Source organism: Acinetobacter sp. NCu2D-2 (genome assembly GCF_001647675.1).
Classification (GTDB): domain Bacteria; phylum Pseudomonadota; class Gammaproteobacteria; order Pseudomonadales; family Moraxellaceae; genus Acinetobacter.
Window position 1 is genome coordinate 1,302,413 of the sequence record NZ_CP015594.1, and the last position, 15,618, is coordinate 1,318,030.

Sequence of the window (15,618 nt, forward strand, 5' to 3'; positions counted from 1 at the left end):
ACAGATTGCGTTAGATCCAAGTCAGCAAATTAGGATCTTGTGCTTTGATAAAGTGATGTTCATTTAAACTCAGTAATTGAGGTTCATTGCCGACTAAACGAAGAGTCGTAATACTGGTATTGGCGATTGCCCAATTCAGTGCAAAAGTTTTTTCAGGACTCAAACCTAAAATTTTCCCCACTGCAACGGAGATCACACCGCCTGAAGTAAAGACCACTGCATAACGCGGTTGGGTCTGAGCCAGTTCATCACATAAGTTTTGCAAACCAGTCTCAACACGAGATTTAAAATCAGGCCATGATTCTTCATATTCATGGTGATATTCGCCACCTGTCCAACGCTCAATTGCCCCTGCAAAAATCTTGCTTAAATAAGCACGTGGATTTTCGTGTTGTGCCACATCGGCCTTTAATAATTCAGGTTGGTTAAATCGTGGTTCATATTGGGCAAAAACTTGTTGATGATTAAACTCATTCCACGCTGAATTGGTAACAATGTCACTTTCGGGAAAACATTCATCCAAACTTAAACGTGCAGTTTGCTGATGACGTTGCATTGAACCTGCCACAACCATAGGCGCTTCTTTGAGGATGTCATCAAAATAACGTCCCAAAAGCTGTGCTTGTAATTCACCATTTGGAGAAAGTTTGTCATAGCTCTCAGCACCAAAAGATGCTTGTCCATGACGAATTAGATAAATCGTGGTCATTTCGGCATCAGCTCTTTAAATTTAGCAATATACTTTTGCGCGATCTCATTGGCTTCAATTTTCTGTAAACCGATCAGTTTTAGCGCACGAATGTGTAAAGCATGAATGACAATCCAAAAATCTTTAAAGGCAGGATTATTGGTTTGCTTATGGTAATAACGATAGTAAATCTGCTGAGCAATCACCGCTAAACGGAACACGCCAAAGACTTCGTAGAAAGTCCAATTTTCAGGTTGCAGGCCTGTTTTTTCTAGGTAGTAATCCACCACTTCTTTACGGGTGAACATGCCTTTTAAATTGGTCGGCTGGCGACGGGTTGCTTTAAAAATGGCATTGTCGGTATCTTCCACCCAATAGGCTAAAGCTGAACCTAAATCCATGAGTGGATCGCCAAGCGTTGCCATTTCCCAATCGAGTACACCAATCACTTGGGTTGGGTTATTTGGATCTAAGATGACATTATCAAACCGCCAATCGTTATGAATTAGACAGGTTTTCGAATCGGCTGGAATATTGTCTTTCAGCCAATGACGGACATATTTAAACGATGGCACGTTCAAGGTTTTCGCCTTTTCATAGCGACTATCCCAACCTTCTACCTGACGACGACAGTAACCTTCGCCTTTGCCGAGTTTTTCTAAATCTGTGCCTTCATACGGTACTTGATGCAGTTCGATCAGTTTATCGATGACATTGATACAGAGTTCACGAACTTGAGCTTCATCAAAGTTTAAATCTTTGGGTAAATTGGCACGTGGGATAATCCCCTCAATGCGTTTCATCACATAGAAGTCACAGCCAATGACTGATTCATCCTGACACAGTAAAACCATTTCAGGTACAACAGGATAAAACTCAGCAAGTGCGCGTTGTACATGATATTCACGCGCCATGTCATGCGCAGATTTGGCTTTGGTGCCTTTTGGTGGACGACGTAAAATCAGGTCCGCATTGGCATACTTTAAACGGTAGGTCCAATTCGATGCACCGCCTGAATATTGTGTCACTTCGACAGGACCTTCAATCTGTTCACCGTGTTCAATCAGCCAATTCCCTACAGCACGTACATCGAGTTCTTCACCCTCGCGAACCGATCCACCGACATCAATGACTGTCATACTTTTTCCTTCAATCTTTTATCACTTCATTTGGATATGTTCTTTCATCATGTTGATCGTTCTGCTTAAGCAAAGATGACAAAAGAACCTGACTCAATATATCCAAATTTATTTTTTACGGCGTGTGCTATAACCACGTTTCGCCAATTCTAATTTTGCAATCATACCCTTATGCACTTCATCTGGACCATCTGCCAAACGTAAAGCACGTGCTTGAGCAAAGAAGCCTGTGAGTGGTGTATCACGTGATACACCTGCACCGCCGTGGATTTGTATCGCCATATCCACCACTTTTTCAAGCACACTTGGCGCAACCACTTTAATGGCAGAAATCTCAGTCAGGGCGGCCATATTGCCTAAAGTATCCATTTTATAGGCAGCATACAAGGTTAAAAGTCGAGCTTGGTCTATCGCCACACGAGCTTCTGCGACACGCTCTAAGTTGCCACCCAGTTTGAGAATTTCTTTACCGAAAGCAGTTCGGCTCATACCACGATCAATCATCAATTCTAGTGATTTTTCCGCTGCACCAATACAACGCATACAGTGGTGAATACGACCAGGTCCTAAACGACCTTGTGCAATTTCAAAACCTTGTCCTGCACCACCAATAAAATTAGCCACAGGGACACGAACATTATCAAAACTCACTTCGCCATGACCATGCGGTGCATCATAATCACCAAAGACAGGAAGCATACGTTCAATTTTCACGCCTGCTGTATCAACAGGGACTAACACCATTGAATGTTGATGATGTCGGTCTTTAGTTTCATCGGGTGTATGTGCCATAAAAATGATGATTTTGGCATTGGGATCGCCCAAACCTGATGACCACCATTTACGACCATTCAGCACAATTTCATCACCTTCGATGACCGCTGTCGCTTGCATATTGGTGGCATCACTTGAGGCAACTGCAGGTTCAGTCATACAAAAAACTGAGCGAATTTTGCCTTCAAGTAATGGCGTCAACCATTGCTGTTTTTGTTGTTCGGAGCCATAACGCCATAGTACTTCCATGTTGCCACTATCGGGTGCATTACAGTTAAACACCGTTGGTGCGATCAGGCTACGACCTGTTAATTCTGCAATATGCGCATATTCTTGCACAGACAAACCTTGACCCAACTCAGGACAAGGTAAAAACATATTCCAAAGCCCTGCTTGTTTTGCTTTCGCTTTTAGGGTTTCCAGCTCCGCAGGCCATTGCCATTGGGTCCAATCACCACCTTGATTCAGCGCATGCACTTGATGCCAAAAATCAGCTTCTATCGGCTCAATTTCATTTTTGATAAATTGCTTGGTGCGCTCAACATAATCTTGTGCGCGTGCTGATAGCTCAAACATGGCTTTCCCTCTGAATATGATTATTCTGCTTTACAACACATTAACGCAAAATCTATTATGAATAAAATGATTAATTTCCATACCATACTATGAATTATATTCATCAAAAAACAGTCATGGACTTGCGTCTTTTTCATGGCATCGATATCAATCTTTACCCTTTATTTGTGGCCATTTTTGAGCAAAAAAGTATTTCTAAAGCAGCAAAGATTTTGTCGATTACACAGTCTGCAGCCAGTCATGCGCTACAACGTTTAAGACAGCATTTACAGGATGATTTATTTGTACGTGCAGGTGCAAAAATGCAACCGACACCGTTTGCAGAACAGATTTATCCTGACATTAAACGTGCATTATTTACGATTCAAAGTATTTCCATACAACATCAGGATTTTGAGCCAAGTATGGTACAGAGCTTGCGTATTGCTGTGCATGATGAAATTGAACCGATGATCCTGCCGAAAATTGTGGCGCATTTTCAGCAGTTGAATCTAGATATTCAATTCAGCAGTATGAAGCTCGATCGTAAAAGCATTGTCACTGACCTTGCGACACAACAAGTGGATTTTGTAATTGATCTTGAACAAAATTTAAATGACAAAATTCAATTTGAAACCCTAGTGCAAGATCAGTTTGTAGTGTGTACCCAACAACCAGAAGTGACTGAAAAAAGCTATCTCGCTTCCCCACATATTGGGGTATCTTCACGACGAACTGGTGTGTTGATTGAAGATTTATATTTACATCGTAAGAAGTTATCGCGTCAGATCTTTTTGCGTTGTCAGCATTATTCTACCGCTTTACAAATTTTGCAGTTACATCCAACTGCAATGCTGACCCTACCTCGAAATGTGTTAAATCACTTGAATGTGGATGAGAAACTTAAAATTTTTGATGTCCCTGTAAAACTTCCAAATATTCATTTGGGGATGTATTGGCATAGAGATTTAGAAAGTAATAAGCGTCATGTGTTTTTAAGAAATGAAATTAATTTTATTTTTGCTTAGGCTATTTTGAATAGGTGAATTCATATGCTTAGGCTATTTACCTCAAGATAAGAGCGGTGCATGCTTGAAGCAAGATAAAATCATATTAAAAACAATTAGGCTATTTATAAATTCAGCATATTTAGCCTTTCTTTTAGCTTGAGAAGTTTCTATATCTCGCTCAGCAATAGAATGGTGCTTTATTCAGCAAAATTGGCGTATATGATGCTTTTCTAGGCATTGTCTAGGTCGAAGCTCGACTAAAATTTCAACTTTCTTTTGTGCTTGAAATTGTCAGGCGTGGCTTTTTTGATGATCTCTACTCTCCCCCTCGCGGCCAAAATCATCTTGGTGTTACTTACGATTGTGCTGGTGTTTTATGTGGTGAATAAAGTGACCGTATTTTTACGTGAACTTTTTAAGCCATTTAAAAAAGGCAAAAAATATTGGTGTCGTGTTAAAGCGGTTAGCGATGGCGATACCCTCACCTGTTATCGTTTCAACGTGCGTCGATCTGAAACTAAACTACGGTTTGCTTATGTAGATGCACCTGAATCCAGCCAAGCCTATGGCAAAGAATCACAAAAGTTAGTCAAAAAATTAGTCGGCGGTAAGTTGGTTCGTGTACACATTACGGACGTAGACCGTTATGGTCGTTGCGTAGGTATCATCTATAGATATCGTAAAAACATCAATGAAGAACTGGTAAAGCAAGGTGCTGCATGGGTTTATGAGGACTATATAAAAGACAAAACACGCTTAAAAGCCATGATCGCCATGCAGGAAAAAGCCAAAAAGCAAAAGAAAGGCTTATGGCATGGAACACGACCGATTAAACCGAGTACCTATCGAAAGCAAAGCAAGTAATGGTATCGATATTTGGATTCAAATTTTCATTTACATAACTTAACAATGTTAATTATTGATCAATCCATATTTTAGGCGTATCTTTCGCACAAATAGTTAACTTGGTTAACCAATAATGCATTCCTCCTCCCGTTTTAGGTTTGCTTTACTTCGTTGTGCACGTTTGCTGAGCGACGAAGTCAATAATGTTTTAATGCAGCATCAACTGAATTATTCATTGTGGCAAGCCTTAGTCATTATAGAAATGAACCCAAACTGTACAGCAATTGATATTGCAAAAGAGTTAAATATCTCTAAGCCTGCTGTAACTAAACGCATGAATACTTTGCATGATTTAGGTTTAATAGAGCAGTTACCATTGTCAGATAAAAGACAAAAATCACTCAAGCTCTCCCAAATCGGTGTGTCTTTATACCTACAATGCTCTAAAGAAATTGATCAACTTGAAGCAGATTTACTTTCCCCTTTTGATCAAGATGAGCTACAGCAAAGTCATGGCTTCATATTAAACCTGCTGGATAGCCTACAACATAGGAAAGATCAATATCATGTCTGAGAATCAACCCGCGCTTTGGACGCGAAATTTTATCTTAGTAAGTTTGATGAATTTCCAATTGGTATTAGTGTTTTATCTATTGGTTGTCGTCATCGTAGGTTATGCCGTTGCTGAACTCCATGCCTCAACCGCTCAAGCAGGATTAGTCTCTGGTCTATTTATTGTCGGTACTTTAATCGGACGCTTACTGGTCGGGAAATTCCTAAATCATTTTGGTCCTAAAGTCACTTTAGTCGTAGGCTTGAGTGGATTTTTGCTTTTTTCTGCGCTCTATTTTATTCATATGAGTGTACCTGCGCTGCTTTTTGTGCGCTTTACCCATGGTTTTATGATGGGAATGGCATCTACTGTATTAGGGGCTGTGATTGCGCAAATCTTGCCACCCAAACGACGTGGTGAAGGGATTGGCTATTACAGCATGAGCAGTACATTAGGCACTGCGATTGGGCCTTTCCTTGCGATTTGGATGATGCTACATGTCGGCTATAACGCAATTTTTGGTGTATCGACTGCCATCTCTATCTGTTGCTTAGTCGTTGCGTTATTGGTGAAATTTCCGAATTTCATTCAAAAGAAAACGGATGATACTTCGGTTAAAAACACTCAAAAAAGTAGTTTTATTTCTCAATTTATTGAAGTTAAAGCGCTCCCAATTGCAATCATTATGCTGCTTGCATCTATTTGCTATTCTGGTGTTTTATCCTTCGTAAATTTTTATGCCAAAGAAATTAATCTGGTTGAAGCTGCATCATTATTTTTCCTCATGTATGCCATTGCAATTTTGTGCTCGCGTCCATTTACAGGACCATTGCTCGATCGCAAAGGTGAAAACATCATTATGTATCCAGCCTTTGTGATTATGGCAATTGCGCTTTATCTTTTAAGTCAGGCGGAAAGCTCAGTAACTTTCCTCATCTGTGCTGCTTTACTTGGGTTAGGCTATGGTAATGTGCAATCTGTTTGCCAAACTGTTGCAGTGAAAAGTACAACGCTAGATCGTATGGGTTTTGCGACATCGACTTTCTTTATTTTCTTGGATGCAGGGCTAGGCTTTGGACCGTATTTTATCGGGATGGCGCTCGATTATATCGACTATAGCCAACTATATTTCTACAGTTCTATCGCAGCGCTACTTTGCATTGCTTGTTACTATGTTCTACATGGTCGACATACGAAAACTAAAGTTGCATAAAATGAAAAAGCGCCGAATACGGCGCTTTTTTATGGAAATATTTAAGCGTACTTCTGATAAATTTCATCACGCTTTGGTGCGTAGATATTAATCTTACTCAGGTCACCTTGATAATGTGCCAAAACACGTTTATCCATCATTTTGTACCAAAGTGGTGGCACCAAAGCGGGAATCAACATAGTTGCATAACCACTCGGTAATACAGGTGCCTCTTTAAAATTACGTAATGCCTGAAATGGTCGACTTGGAAAGGCATGATGATCAGAATGGCGCTGTAATTGATATAAGAATAAATTAGTCACAATATTATTATTATTCCAACTGTGTTCAGGTAAAGTTCTTTCGTATTTACCATCCTCTTTCTTTGCTCGTTTTAGACCGTAGTGCTCAATATAGTTCACAATTTCAAACAGTGAAATGCCATAAAGTGCTTGCGTAATCGAATATGGAATGACTTGCTTGCCAAACGTTTTCACCATAAGTGCATGATAAGCCGTACTCATCGCCCAACCATGGAATAGCTCATTTTCTTTAGAGAAAAACTTAAGCCCCTTACGTTTTAGACGGCGCGTTTCAATCTCAATAGCAGATTTAATTCCACCTACCACGGTTCTTGGTAAGAACCGATAGAATGATTCTCCCATTTGAGAAGATGCTGGATCTTCAGGAGTTGCCACGCGTTTATGATGACCATAAGGATGTTCAATACGGAAGTGGTTATACCCCACAGGCATCAATGTCATGTGTGATAAATAATGATCTTTTTTGTTCGGGCGATGACATAACTCATGTGCCGTATTAATTCCAACACCGTTAATTGCACCCATCGAAATGCCTAGTAAGACTTGATCGAGTAAGGAAACATTTTGGCGTGTAACGACATAACCCGCAAACGCGTTTGCTGCCATTTGTAATGGGATAAACATTTTAACGATGCGATCATAGTAAGGATCATCAACTAGAACTTTGATTTCATCATCACTCGGATTATTTTCATCATCACCAATTAAAGCATCTAAAGTTGGAATGATGACATGCAAAAGCAAAGGGCCACCCAATGCGAAGATTTTCTTGGTTTTTTTAGGTCCAAAGTGATAACCCGCAAGAATACCCATACCAATCACGGGTAGACCTGGACTCAACAACCAGCCAAAGCGCTTTTTATCAATTTTTGCAGCATTTTTTGTCGTATCTAACTGCTGATCAAATTTTTGTATTTGTGCAGGAGCATTCATCTCGACTTTCCTGTTTTATGTTACTCTGCATATATAGTTCAATATTTAGACATGCAAGAACAGTTGCAAACGTCCAAAAAAACTATGTAAACGTCCTTGTCACGAACTGCTAAAAATTGTCCTAAAAACACATCATCATATTGATTAGAACCGATAAAAACATTGAAAGAAAATTTGTTATGGATGCATTAAGTAAAATTTTTGATGATATACACTTAGCCAAATCTGAATATATTTATATCAATGCACCACATCCTTCCGCATTTCAATATGAAGATGAGCCATCCATGTTGGCTTATATTGTATTAAATGGAACAGCCCATTTAACGCTGCAAAATGAAGAACAGATTTTATTAGAACAAGGTGATTTGTTTCTTATTCCTTCAGGAAAGCAGCACTTTGTTTATTGTGATGAAAAATCAGATTTGCAGCAGACAATCTCTATTAATACATTTTTCATCACACAGTCTAAGCAAGTCATTGATCTGAATGAGACGCAGAGTGAGAACAAAACTTTTATTCTAGCTATTCGCTCTAAACTCGATGTTCAAATGGCCAAGCCTTTACTGAGTGCTTTACCGCAGTTTTTACATATCAAGCATATATCTGACGCGACCGCACCTGAATGGTTGCAAATTGGACTGCAGTTTTTGGCTGTAGAAACACAAACCAGTCGACCGGGACGAGATAAAATCTTAGACCATTTGGTGAGTATTCTTTTTATCGAGTGTGTACGGGATTACATCTTAAGTTTAGATCAACATGCCAATTGGTTAGGTGCATTAACTCACCCCGAACTAAGTAATGCGCTCACCGCAATTCATGGACAACCTGAGCAAAACTGGACCGTTGAATCTTTGGCAGAACAGTGTCATATGTCACGCTCTAAGTTTGCACAACTCTTTAATCAAATTGTGGGCGATTCCCCATTGGCTTACTTACAACAACATCGTTTAAGACTTGCCGCTCAATACTTACGAGATACAGGTCTCAGTGTCCAACAAATTGCACATTCTGTGGGCTATAACTCAGAAACAGCGTTTAGTCAGATTTTTAAAAAACAGTTTGGACTCACCCCGAGTATCTATCGGAAGCAAGCCCAAATCATTTAGTTTTATCTATTTAATGTTGCTAAAATCGCTTCAACAGGATTCTCACTATTTCCTGCCAATAATTGCTTATGCATCGTTAAATGCTGCATGGCCTGAATTTTAGCTGTTTCAATATTCATTAATGCTTCAATTTCATGGGCAAGTTTTTCAGGTGTGGCATCTGCTTGAATCAGTTCCTGAATCACTTTTTTACCTGCAATGATATTCGGCAATGAATAATACGGAATCTTAATTAAGAATTTCACTACGTGATAAGTCAACCAATTGAGCTTATAGAACGTCACCATCGGACGATGCAGCAGCATGGCTTCAAGTGTCGCTGTTCCTGATGCCAGCGCCACAATATCCGCAGCGTTCATCACCTGTCGGCCAATTTTAGATTCTTTATCTGTATTTTCCATGAGACGAATCTTTTGCTGTAAGGCTGCAGGATAATTTTTTAGTAAATCTTCGATTTGTAATTTACGAGCGTCATTAATCGCAGGAATCATAAACTGATATTCAGGATGCTGATCCATTAATATTTTGGCAGCATCTAGCAATAATGGTCCTAATTTTTCGATTTCTCCACGACGACTGCCGGGTAAAAGTGCAATATATTTTTGTGCTTTGTCTAATCCAAGCTCATCTTTCGCCAATTCAATAGGATTATGTAAAGGCAATTGACCTGCAAGCGGATGCCCAACGAATGCTGCTGGAACATTCCATTTTTCATAGAAAGCTTTCTCAAAAGGAAATAGGCACAGCACCAAATCAATGGTGGCTTTAATGCCATGCACTCGCCCTTGACGCCATGCCCATACAGATGGACTCACATACTGAACGGTCTTAATTGGAAGTTGTTTTTGTTTAAGACTTTTGGATAGACGTAAATTAAAATCTGGTGCATCAATACCCACAAAAACATCGACAGGATCTTTTGACCAAGTATCGACAAGACCATCACGTACAGCGAAAAGCTTTTTAATATCTTTTAGGACTTCTACAATCCCCATAACTGATAAAATATCCATCGGATAGTAGCTTTTAAAGCCTTCAGCAATCATTTGTGGACCACCAATTCCCTCAAATTCTGCCTCTATGCCTTGCTCACGAAAACTACGCATAAGCTGAGCACCTAAAGTATCACCAGACACTTCGCCCACAACAATACCGATTTTAAGTTTTCGAGTCTGCAAGTGAATTCCCTTTTAATCTTGGATTTAATGCGAATTTTAACATAGTCAGATCATTTCACTCATTCGCAATTATTTGTGTTTAATAAAATTCATTTAAGATATGGTTAATTCTTTCTGTCTACTGTTGCTTAGAAATATTTACTCATTCAATTTATGACCTAAGATGAGTATGTTCGGGTCTAAAATTTGTACGTTTGATTTAAAAATTGCTTAGGCTAATTTTGTTTTAATATCCACATTCCGGTCAAAAAGCCCATTCATACCTGCATTTTCCTTATATAAAACACTTTAATTTACTCTGATCAGTTACCTTTATCTTTTTTTTGCATAAGCAAATCTATAATCAAGACAAATACTTATCTTAAAAAGTCATAACATATGCTCGTTTTTTGATATTGGCATATATAGATGTTTAGTCCGATTGAATTTATTTTAGCTGGCGTATTGGTAGGATTTTGTGTCGGGATTACAGGTGTAGGTGGCGGTTCATTAATGACGCCCATTCTGATTACCCTACTCCGAGTTGAGCCACATATCGCAATTGGTACCGATCTTCTCTATGCTGCAATTTCTAAATTCTGTGGTTCATTAGTCCATGCAAAAAAAATGAATATTGTCTGGCCAATTGTGATTTGGTTGGCTGTCGGTAGTATTCCCGCATCTTTTGCTACACATTGGGTATTAGACAACTTCTTAAGCCAATCAAGCAGTTATAAAGCTGTACTGACTATGGTTTTGGGCTTTATGTTGACCTTAACTGGCGCTTCAATTGTATTTCGTACTCAAATTGAGAAATTCTTTAATAAATATCGCAAACAACAACCAGCAGATCTTACTTTAGATATGGATAAAGTAAGACAACAAGCCAAAGAAAAACGTTTCTATATTATTTTCATGGGCATTGTGCTTGGGATCTTTGTCACTTTATCTTCAGTTGGTGCTGGTGCATTTGGGATTATGGCCTTAATTCTAATGTTCCCGAACTTACCGATGATTCGCATTATTGGTTCAGATGTCGTACATGCCGTATTGCTAACTTTAGTGGCAGGTTTGGGGCATATGAGTGCAGGTAACGTTGACTTTACCTTACTTGGCTGGTTGTTATGTGGTTCTATTCCAGCAATTGTGATCGGAACGTTGATCAGTTCGCGCATGCCTGAGAAATTCATCCGTAAAATTCTTGGCATTACATTATTTTGCTTGGGTGTGAATTTTATTGTTAATCCAGTGAAATCAAAACCGGTGAAAGCTGCTGAACCTGTGGCGACTGTTCAAGCTGAAAACGCGCAGTCTGTTTAATATAACTATGCGATTCATCACTTTTTTTTCAAAGATTTATTCGTCTTTTTTATAACAAAGTGACGCAACATTCATGTTATATTCGGGCTATTAAACAACCTTTTGTATGATCAAACCAGTGACGGCAATGAATACACTACAGTCAAATCCAATTTCACAATCTGATATCGATGATGTGAATATCCAAAGCATGATTCCTCTTGTAACCCCTGCTGATCTTAAAGCAGAGTTACCTTTGACTGAGACTGCTTATCAAACTGTCCTTAAAGGTCGTGAAACGATTCGTCAAATTTTGGATGGTCAGGACAAACGTTTATTCGTGGTCATTGGTCCTTGTTCTATCCATGATCCTAAAGCTGCACATGAATATGCTGAGCGTTTAAAAGTACTCAGCGAAAAAGTAAAAGACAGCTTATACATCGTGATGCGTGTGTATTTTGAAAAACCACGTACAACGATTGGTTGGAAAGGTCTAATTAATGACCCAGACATGAACGACTCATTCAACATTGAAAAAGGTCTGCGTATTGGTCGTAAACTTTTGCTTGAATTGAATGAATTAGGCTTACCATGTGCAACTGAAGCATTGGATCCAAACTCTCCACAGTATTACCAAGACTTAATTTCATGGTCAGCGATTGGTGCACGTACCACAGAAAGCCAAACTCACCGTGAAATGTCATCAGGTCTTTCATCACCTGTCGGCTTTAAAAATGGTACAGATGGCGGCTTAACAGTTGCAACAAACGCGATGCAATCAGTAAAACATGGTCATAGTTTCTTAGGTCTTAATGATCAAGGTCAAGTTTCTGTAATTCGTACATCAGGTAACCCTTATGCACACGTTGTACTACGTGGTGGTAATGGCAAACCGAACTACGATGCAGGCTCTGTCGCAGAAGCTGAACTTGCGTTGGCTAAGGCAAAAGTTAGCAGCAAAATCATGATTGATGCCAGCCATGCCAATTCAAACAAAGACCCGTACCTACAACCACTTGTCTTAAAAAACATTACAGAACAAATTCTTGATGGAAATAAGTCAATTGTTGGTATTATGGTAGAAAGTCATCTTAAAGGTGGTCGTCAGGATATTCCAACGAACCTTTGTGATCTTGAATATGGCAAATCAGTGACCGATGGTTGTATCGATTGGGACACCACTGAACAAACCTTGCTAGATATGCATAACGCGCTAAAAGACGTTTTGCCTAACCGCTAAGCAAGAAAAACGCCATCAACAAGATGGCGTTTTTTATGAGCACGCATTAAAAGGAAAATTTTAGCTGATGAATGATATTGAAACGGCACTCAGTCATATTAAAAATTTTCAGTTTATCCATGAGCATCTTTTTAGCTCAGGTCAACCTACAATTGAAGAATTACAACACATTAAAGAATACGGCGTTTCGACCGTCATCAATGTCGCTTTGAGTGATTCAAGTCATTATTTAGAACATGAAGATAAAATCTGTCTTGATCTAGGACTAAACTACATTCAACTGCCTATCTCTTTTGATGCCCCTTCAGATGAACAATGTCTTTTCGTCCTCGACATCATTGACCATTTGGTTGAGCAGCAAACTGTTTGGATTCACTGCGATGAAGGTTTTCAGGTCAGCAGCCTAATGTATCTATACCGCCAATACTATATGGGGATGGATTTACCGACAGCGCATGAACTGCTGCATCAGGTATGGGAACCGAATGCAACATGGACAGGTTTACTTCATGCAGTTGGTCTACAACTTCAAGGTCGTAAAGCAACACAAGAATTACAACGCTCTTTGATCAATCCTGATCATTTTGCATGAGAGATCAGCACGGTCGCCATCGACATAATGCCTTCTTGACGGCCTATAAATCCTAATTTTTCAGTTGTGGTTGCTTTTACACTAATCTGTGTCACATCGACATTGAGTACATCTGCAATTGATTGACGCATAGCAAGGTTATGCGGTGCCAGTTTTGGACGTTCACACGCGACTGTAATATCGGCATTATTGAGCACATAACCACGATCTAAGATCAACTGATACACATGTTTGAGTAAAACACGGCTGTCTGCACCTTTAAATTTAGGATTATTATCTGGGAAATGCTGTCCAATATCTCCCAGTGCTAAGGCCCCTAACAGTGCATCTGCTAAAGCATGCAAAACCACATCACCATCTGAATGTGCTTTTAGTCCATGTGTATGAGGAATTTGAACACCAGCCAGTGTGACAAAGCTCCCTTCTTCAAATGCATGTACATCCAAGCCTTGACCTATACGAATTTGTGCAATCACGCGCTTTATCCTTTGAAATAACCGTTTGAAATCTTGTACAGTTCGTTTCGATTTCGCTATAGTTAGAGCATTCTAAACGAATTGAAAGTATAAGCGATCATGTGGCTGAAAACTGATTTAAATCGAGTGAAAATATCAGGGCTTTTATTGAGTACAGGCTTATTCATGGCATCTCCAAGCTTTGCCAGTGATCCTTTCTGTTCAAATTCGAATCAAAGCTCATTATGTTCAGCATCATTAAAAGAAGCACGCCAAAAATTAACAGAGCAATTCTTTACCGCATATTTGGTGACTGATGCGCCGGTTAAACTCCTTCAAGATACTCAGACACTTTGGCAGCACCGTTTACAACAATGTAAAACCATTCAGTGTTTTCAGCAGCAATTTGATACACGCTTAGATGAACTTAATCTGTTTATTTCACTGAATCAAACCCTAACACAACATTTCTTAAAATATGAAAATGGCAGTGTTGCCCGCCCCGCTGTGCATTTAAAAATACATCAACTGTCTAAAGACCGTATTAAAATCGAAGGACTTGCCTATCGTAGTCCTAAAAATAGACCTGAAACTCAAGTCGTTCCTTTTTTAGCCTACACAACACCCGATCAAAAAGCTGAAATCATCAATAACGAAAACGACTGCAAATATCAATTCAGCTATGAGAAAGCGATTTTAAAAGTCCTCAGCCAGCAAACCAATTGTGAACGCTTTAATGGTATTTATCGTCTATACGATTAAAGATTTGTTTAAAGTATAAAAGCTAAAATAATAGGCAATGAAAAAGCGGCTAAGACCGTTTGTAAACTGATCACACTTGCCATCAGCGCATAATCACCGTTATAAACCCGTGTTAGTACGTAAGATGCCGATGCTGTCGGTAGTGCAAAAAAAACCACCATCACTTGCATGACAAGTGTATTCACCTGAAAAATCTGACAGACTACAAATGCCAAAAACGGCATCACTAAAAGTCGTGCTACTGAGGTTAAAATCAGTGGAGATAGGTCTTGCTTTAACGATTGGAACTGTAAAGCTGCACCAACACACATTAAACCTAGTGGTAAACTGCACGCTGCCATGAGTGCAAAAAACTTATCAAAGCCAATCCAAAGACTTAAACCTGATAAATTATATAATGCCCCCACAATGCAACCTAAAATTAACGGATTTTTAAGTAACCCAAGAATGATTTGAGAAAGTTTGACTTGCTGACTATTGGTCAGTGATAAAACTGAAATCACATTGACGACTGGTATACAGATTACCATGACAATTGCAAAAATTGTTAAGCCTGCCGCATGAAACAAGCTACTCATAATGGCTAAGCCAATGTAAGTATTAAACCTGAGTAGCCCTTGTACATATACTCCAAAACGGGCAAAGCTCATCTTGAAATAACGTTTTATCATGTACATGATGGCTGCAATACACAGCATTAAACTGATTGCGACAAAACCGACTTGTTGAATCGCTTTAACATCAATTTGCGCTTGTGCTAGGTTGACAAACAACATGATGGGAAACAGCACATAATAATTCAGCTTTTCCGCACCGCGCCAGAAAGAATCCTCCAACCAATGGGTTTTCTTTAATAAATATCCGAAACTAATTAATGCAATCAGCGGAAATAATGCTGACAGGACAATATGTATCATTGAAGAATTCTCTGGACCGCACGATATGATTTCACATCACATCTTTCTATTATTCTTATAGCATCTCAGCA

At 39.2% G+C, this 15,618-nt stretch carries 16 protein-coding genes; 9 read left to right on the forward strand and 7 right to left on the reverse strand.

Going from position 1 to position 15,618, the window contains the following annotated elements:
- Nucleotides 1-10: 10 nt before the first annotated feature.
- From A3K93_RS06170 to A3K93_RS06180, 3 genes are all read right to left on the reverse strand, one after another.
- On the reverse strand, nucleotides 11-709 hold the full coding sequence (locus A3K93_RS06170; protein ID WP_067729903.1) for a histidine phosphatase family protein: 699 nt from the start codon (nucleotides 707-709) through the stop codon (nucleotides 11-13).
- The gene (locus tag A3K93_RS06175) at nucleotides 706-1,827 is read right to left on the reverse strand and encodes a phosphotransferase family protein (RefSeq protein WP_067729905.1); all 1,122 of its coding nucleotides are present in this window, start codon (nucleotides 1,825-1,827) and stop codon (nucleotides 706-708) included. Before A3K93_RS06175 ends, A3K93_RS06170 begins: the two co-directional genes overlap by 4 nt.
- Before the next feature lie 108 nt (nucleotides 1,828-1,935).
- A complete protein-coding gene (locus A3K93_RS06180; protein WP_067729907.1) occupies nucleotides 1,936-3,177 on the reverse strand; it encodes an acyl-CoA dehydrogenase family protein in 1,242 nt (413 codons plus the stop codon).
- A gap of 89 nt (nucleotides 3,178-3,266) precedes the next feature.
- Between A3K93_RS06180 and A3K93_RS06185 the strand changes: the two genes are divergently transcribed.
- From A3K93_RS06185 to A3K93_RS06200, 4 genes are all read left to right on the forward strand, one after another.
- Nucleotides 3,267-4,184: a LysR family transcriptional regulator gene (locus A3K93_RS06185; RefSeq protein WP_067729909.1), complete on the forward strand. Its 918-nt coding sequence runs from the start codon at nucleotides 3,267-3,269 to the stop codon at nucleotides 4,182-4,184.
- Between the two features lie 291 nt (nucleotides 4,185-4,475).
- The gene (locus A3K93_RS06190; protein WP_067729911.1) at nucleotides 4,476-5,030 is read left to right on the forward strand and encodes a thermonuclease family protein; all 555 of its coding nucleotides are present in this window, start codon (nucleotides 4,476-4,478) and stop codon (nucleotides 5,028-5,030) included.
- 115 nt (nucleotides 5,031-5,145) lie between these two features.
- The gene (locus A3K93_RS06195) at nucleotides 5,146-5,586 is read left to right on the forward strand and encodes a MarR family winged helix-turn-helix transcriptional regulator (protein WP_067729913.1); all 441 of its coding nucleotides are present in this window, start codon (nucleotides 5,146-5,148) and stop codon (nucleotides 5,584-5,586) included.
- On the forward strand, nucleotides 5,579-6,778 hold the full coding sequence (locus tag A3K93_RS06200) for an MFS transporter (RefSeq protein ID WP_067729914.1): 1,200 nt from the start codon (nucleotides 5,579-5,581) through the stop codon (nucleotides 6,776-6,778). The genes A3K93_RS06195 and A3K93_RS06200 overlap by 8 nt, the downstream gene beginning before the upstream one ends.
- Before the next feature lie 41 nt (nucleotides 6,779-6,819).
- On the opposite strand, the gene A3K93_RS06205 is transcribed toward A3K93_RS06200, so the two are convergent.
- Nucleotides 6,820-8,013 carry an alkane 1-monooxygenase gene (locus A3K93_RS06205; RefSeq protein ID WP_067729916.1) on the reverse strand — a complete coding sequence of 398 codons (1,194 nt, stop codon included), beginning with the start codon at nucleotides 8,011-8,013 and terminating at the stop codon, nucleotides 6,820-6,822.
- Nucleotides 8,014-8,192: 179 nt separating this feature from the next.
- Here A3K93_RS06205 and A3K93_RS06210 point away from each other — a divergent pair, with 179 nt between their 5' ends.
- A complete protein-coding gene (locus A3K93_RS06210; RefSeq protein WP_067729917.1) occupies nucleotides 8,193-9,125 on the forward strand; it encodes an AraC family transcriptional regulator in 933 nt (310 codons plus the stop codon).
- Between the two features lie 2 nt (nucleotides 9,126-9,127).
- On the opposite strand, the gene lpxB is transcribed toward A3K93_RS06210, so the two are convergent.
- On the reverse strand, nucleotides 9,128-10,303 hold the full coding sequence (lpxB, locus tag A3K93_RS06215; RefSeq protein WP_067729919.1) for a lipid-A-disaccharide synthase: 1,176 nt from the start codon (nucleotides 10,301-10,303) through the stop codon (nucleotides 9,128-9,130).
- A gap of 408 nt (nucleotides 10,304-10,711) precedes the next feature.
- Here lpxB and A3K93_RS06220 point away from each other — a divergent pair, with 408 nt between their 5' ends.
- From A3K93_RS06220 to A3K93_RS06230, 3 genes are all read left to right on the forward strand, one after another.
- A complete protein-coding gene (locus A3K93_RS06220) occupies nucleotides 10,712-11,602 on the forward strand; it encodes a sulfite exporter TauE/SafE family protein (protein ID WP_067729921.1) in 891 nt (296 codons plus the stop codon).
- A gap of 127 nt (nucleotides 11,603-11,729) precedes the next feature.
- Nucleotides 11,730-12,821 (forward strand): 3-deoxy-7-phosphoheptulonate synthase, encoded by a 1,092-nt coding sequence (locus A3K93_RS06225; RefSeq protein ID WP_157883265.1) that lies wholly within the window; start codon nucleotides 11,730-11,732, stop codon nucleotides 12,819-12,821.
- Nucleotides 12,822-12,888: 67 nt separating this feature from the next.
- A complete protein-coding gene (locus A3K93_RS06230; protein ID WP_067729923.1) occupies nucleotides 12,889-13,413 on the forward strand; it encodes a protein tyrosine phosphatase family protein in 525 nt (174 codons plus the stop codon).
- On the opposite strand, the gene ispF is transcribed toward A3K93_RS06230, so the two are convergent.
- Nucleotides 13,401-13,889, reverse strand: a complete 489-nt coding sequence (gene ispF, locus A3K93_RS06235) for a 2-C-methyl-D-erythritol 2,4-cyclodiphosphate synthase (RefSeq protein WP_067729925.1) — start codon at nucleotides 13,887-13,889, stop codon at nucleotides 13,401-13,403. The genes A3K93_RS06230 and ispF overlap by 13 nt on opposite strands.
- 99 nt (nucleotides 13,890-13,988) lie before the next feature.
- On the opposite strand from ispF, the gene A3K93_RS06240 reads away from it, so the two are divergent.
- Nucleotides 13,989-14,630 (forward strand): A1S_1983 family putative colistin resistance protein, encoded by a 642-nt coding sequence (locus A3K93_RS06240; protein WP_067729927.1) that lies wholly within the window; start codon nucleotides 13,989-13,991, stop codon nucleotides 14,628-14,630.
- A gap of 8 nt (nucleotides 14,631-14,638) precedes the next feature.
- Here A3K93_RS06240 and A3K93_RS06245 read toward each other — a convergent pair whose 3' ends face one another.
- The gene (locus A3K93_RS06245; RefSeq protein ID WP_067729929.1) at nucleotides 14,639-15,547 is read right to left on the reverse strand and encodes an AEC family transporter; all 909 of its coding nucleotides are present in this window, start codon (nucleotides 15,545-15,547) and stop codon (nucleotides 14,639-14,641) included.
- Between the last annotated feature and the right edge of the window lie 71 nt (nucleotides 15,548-15,618).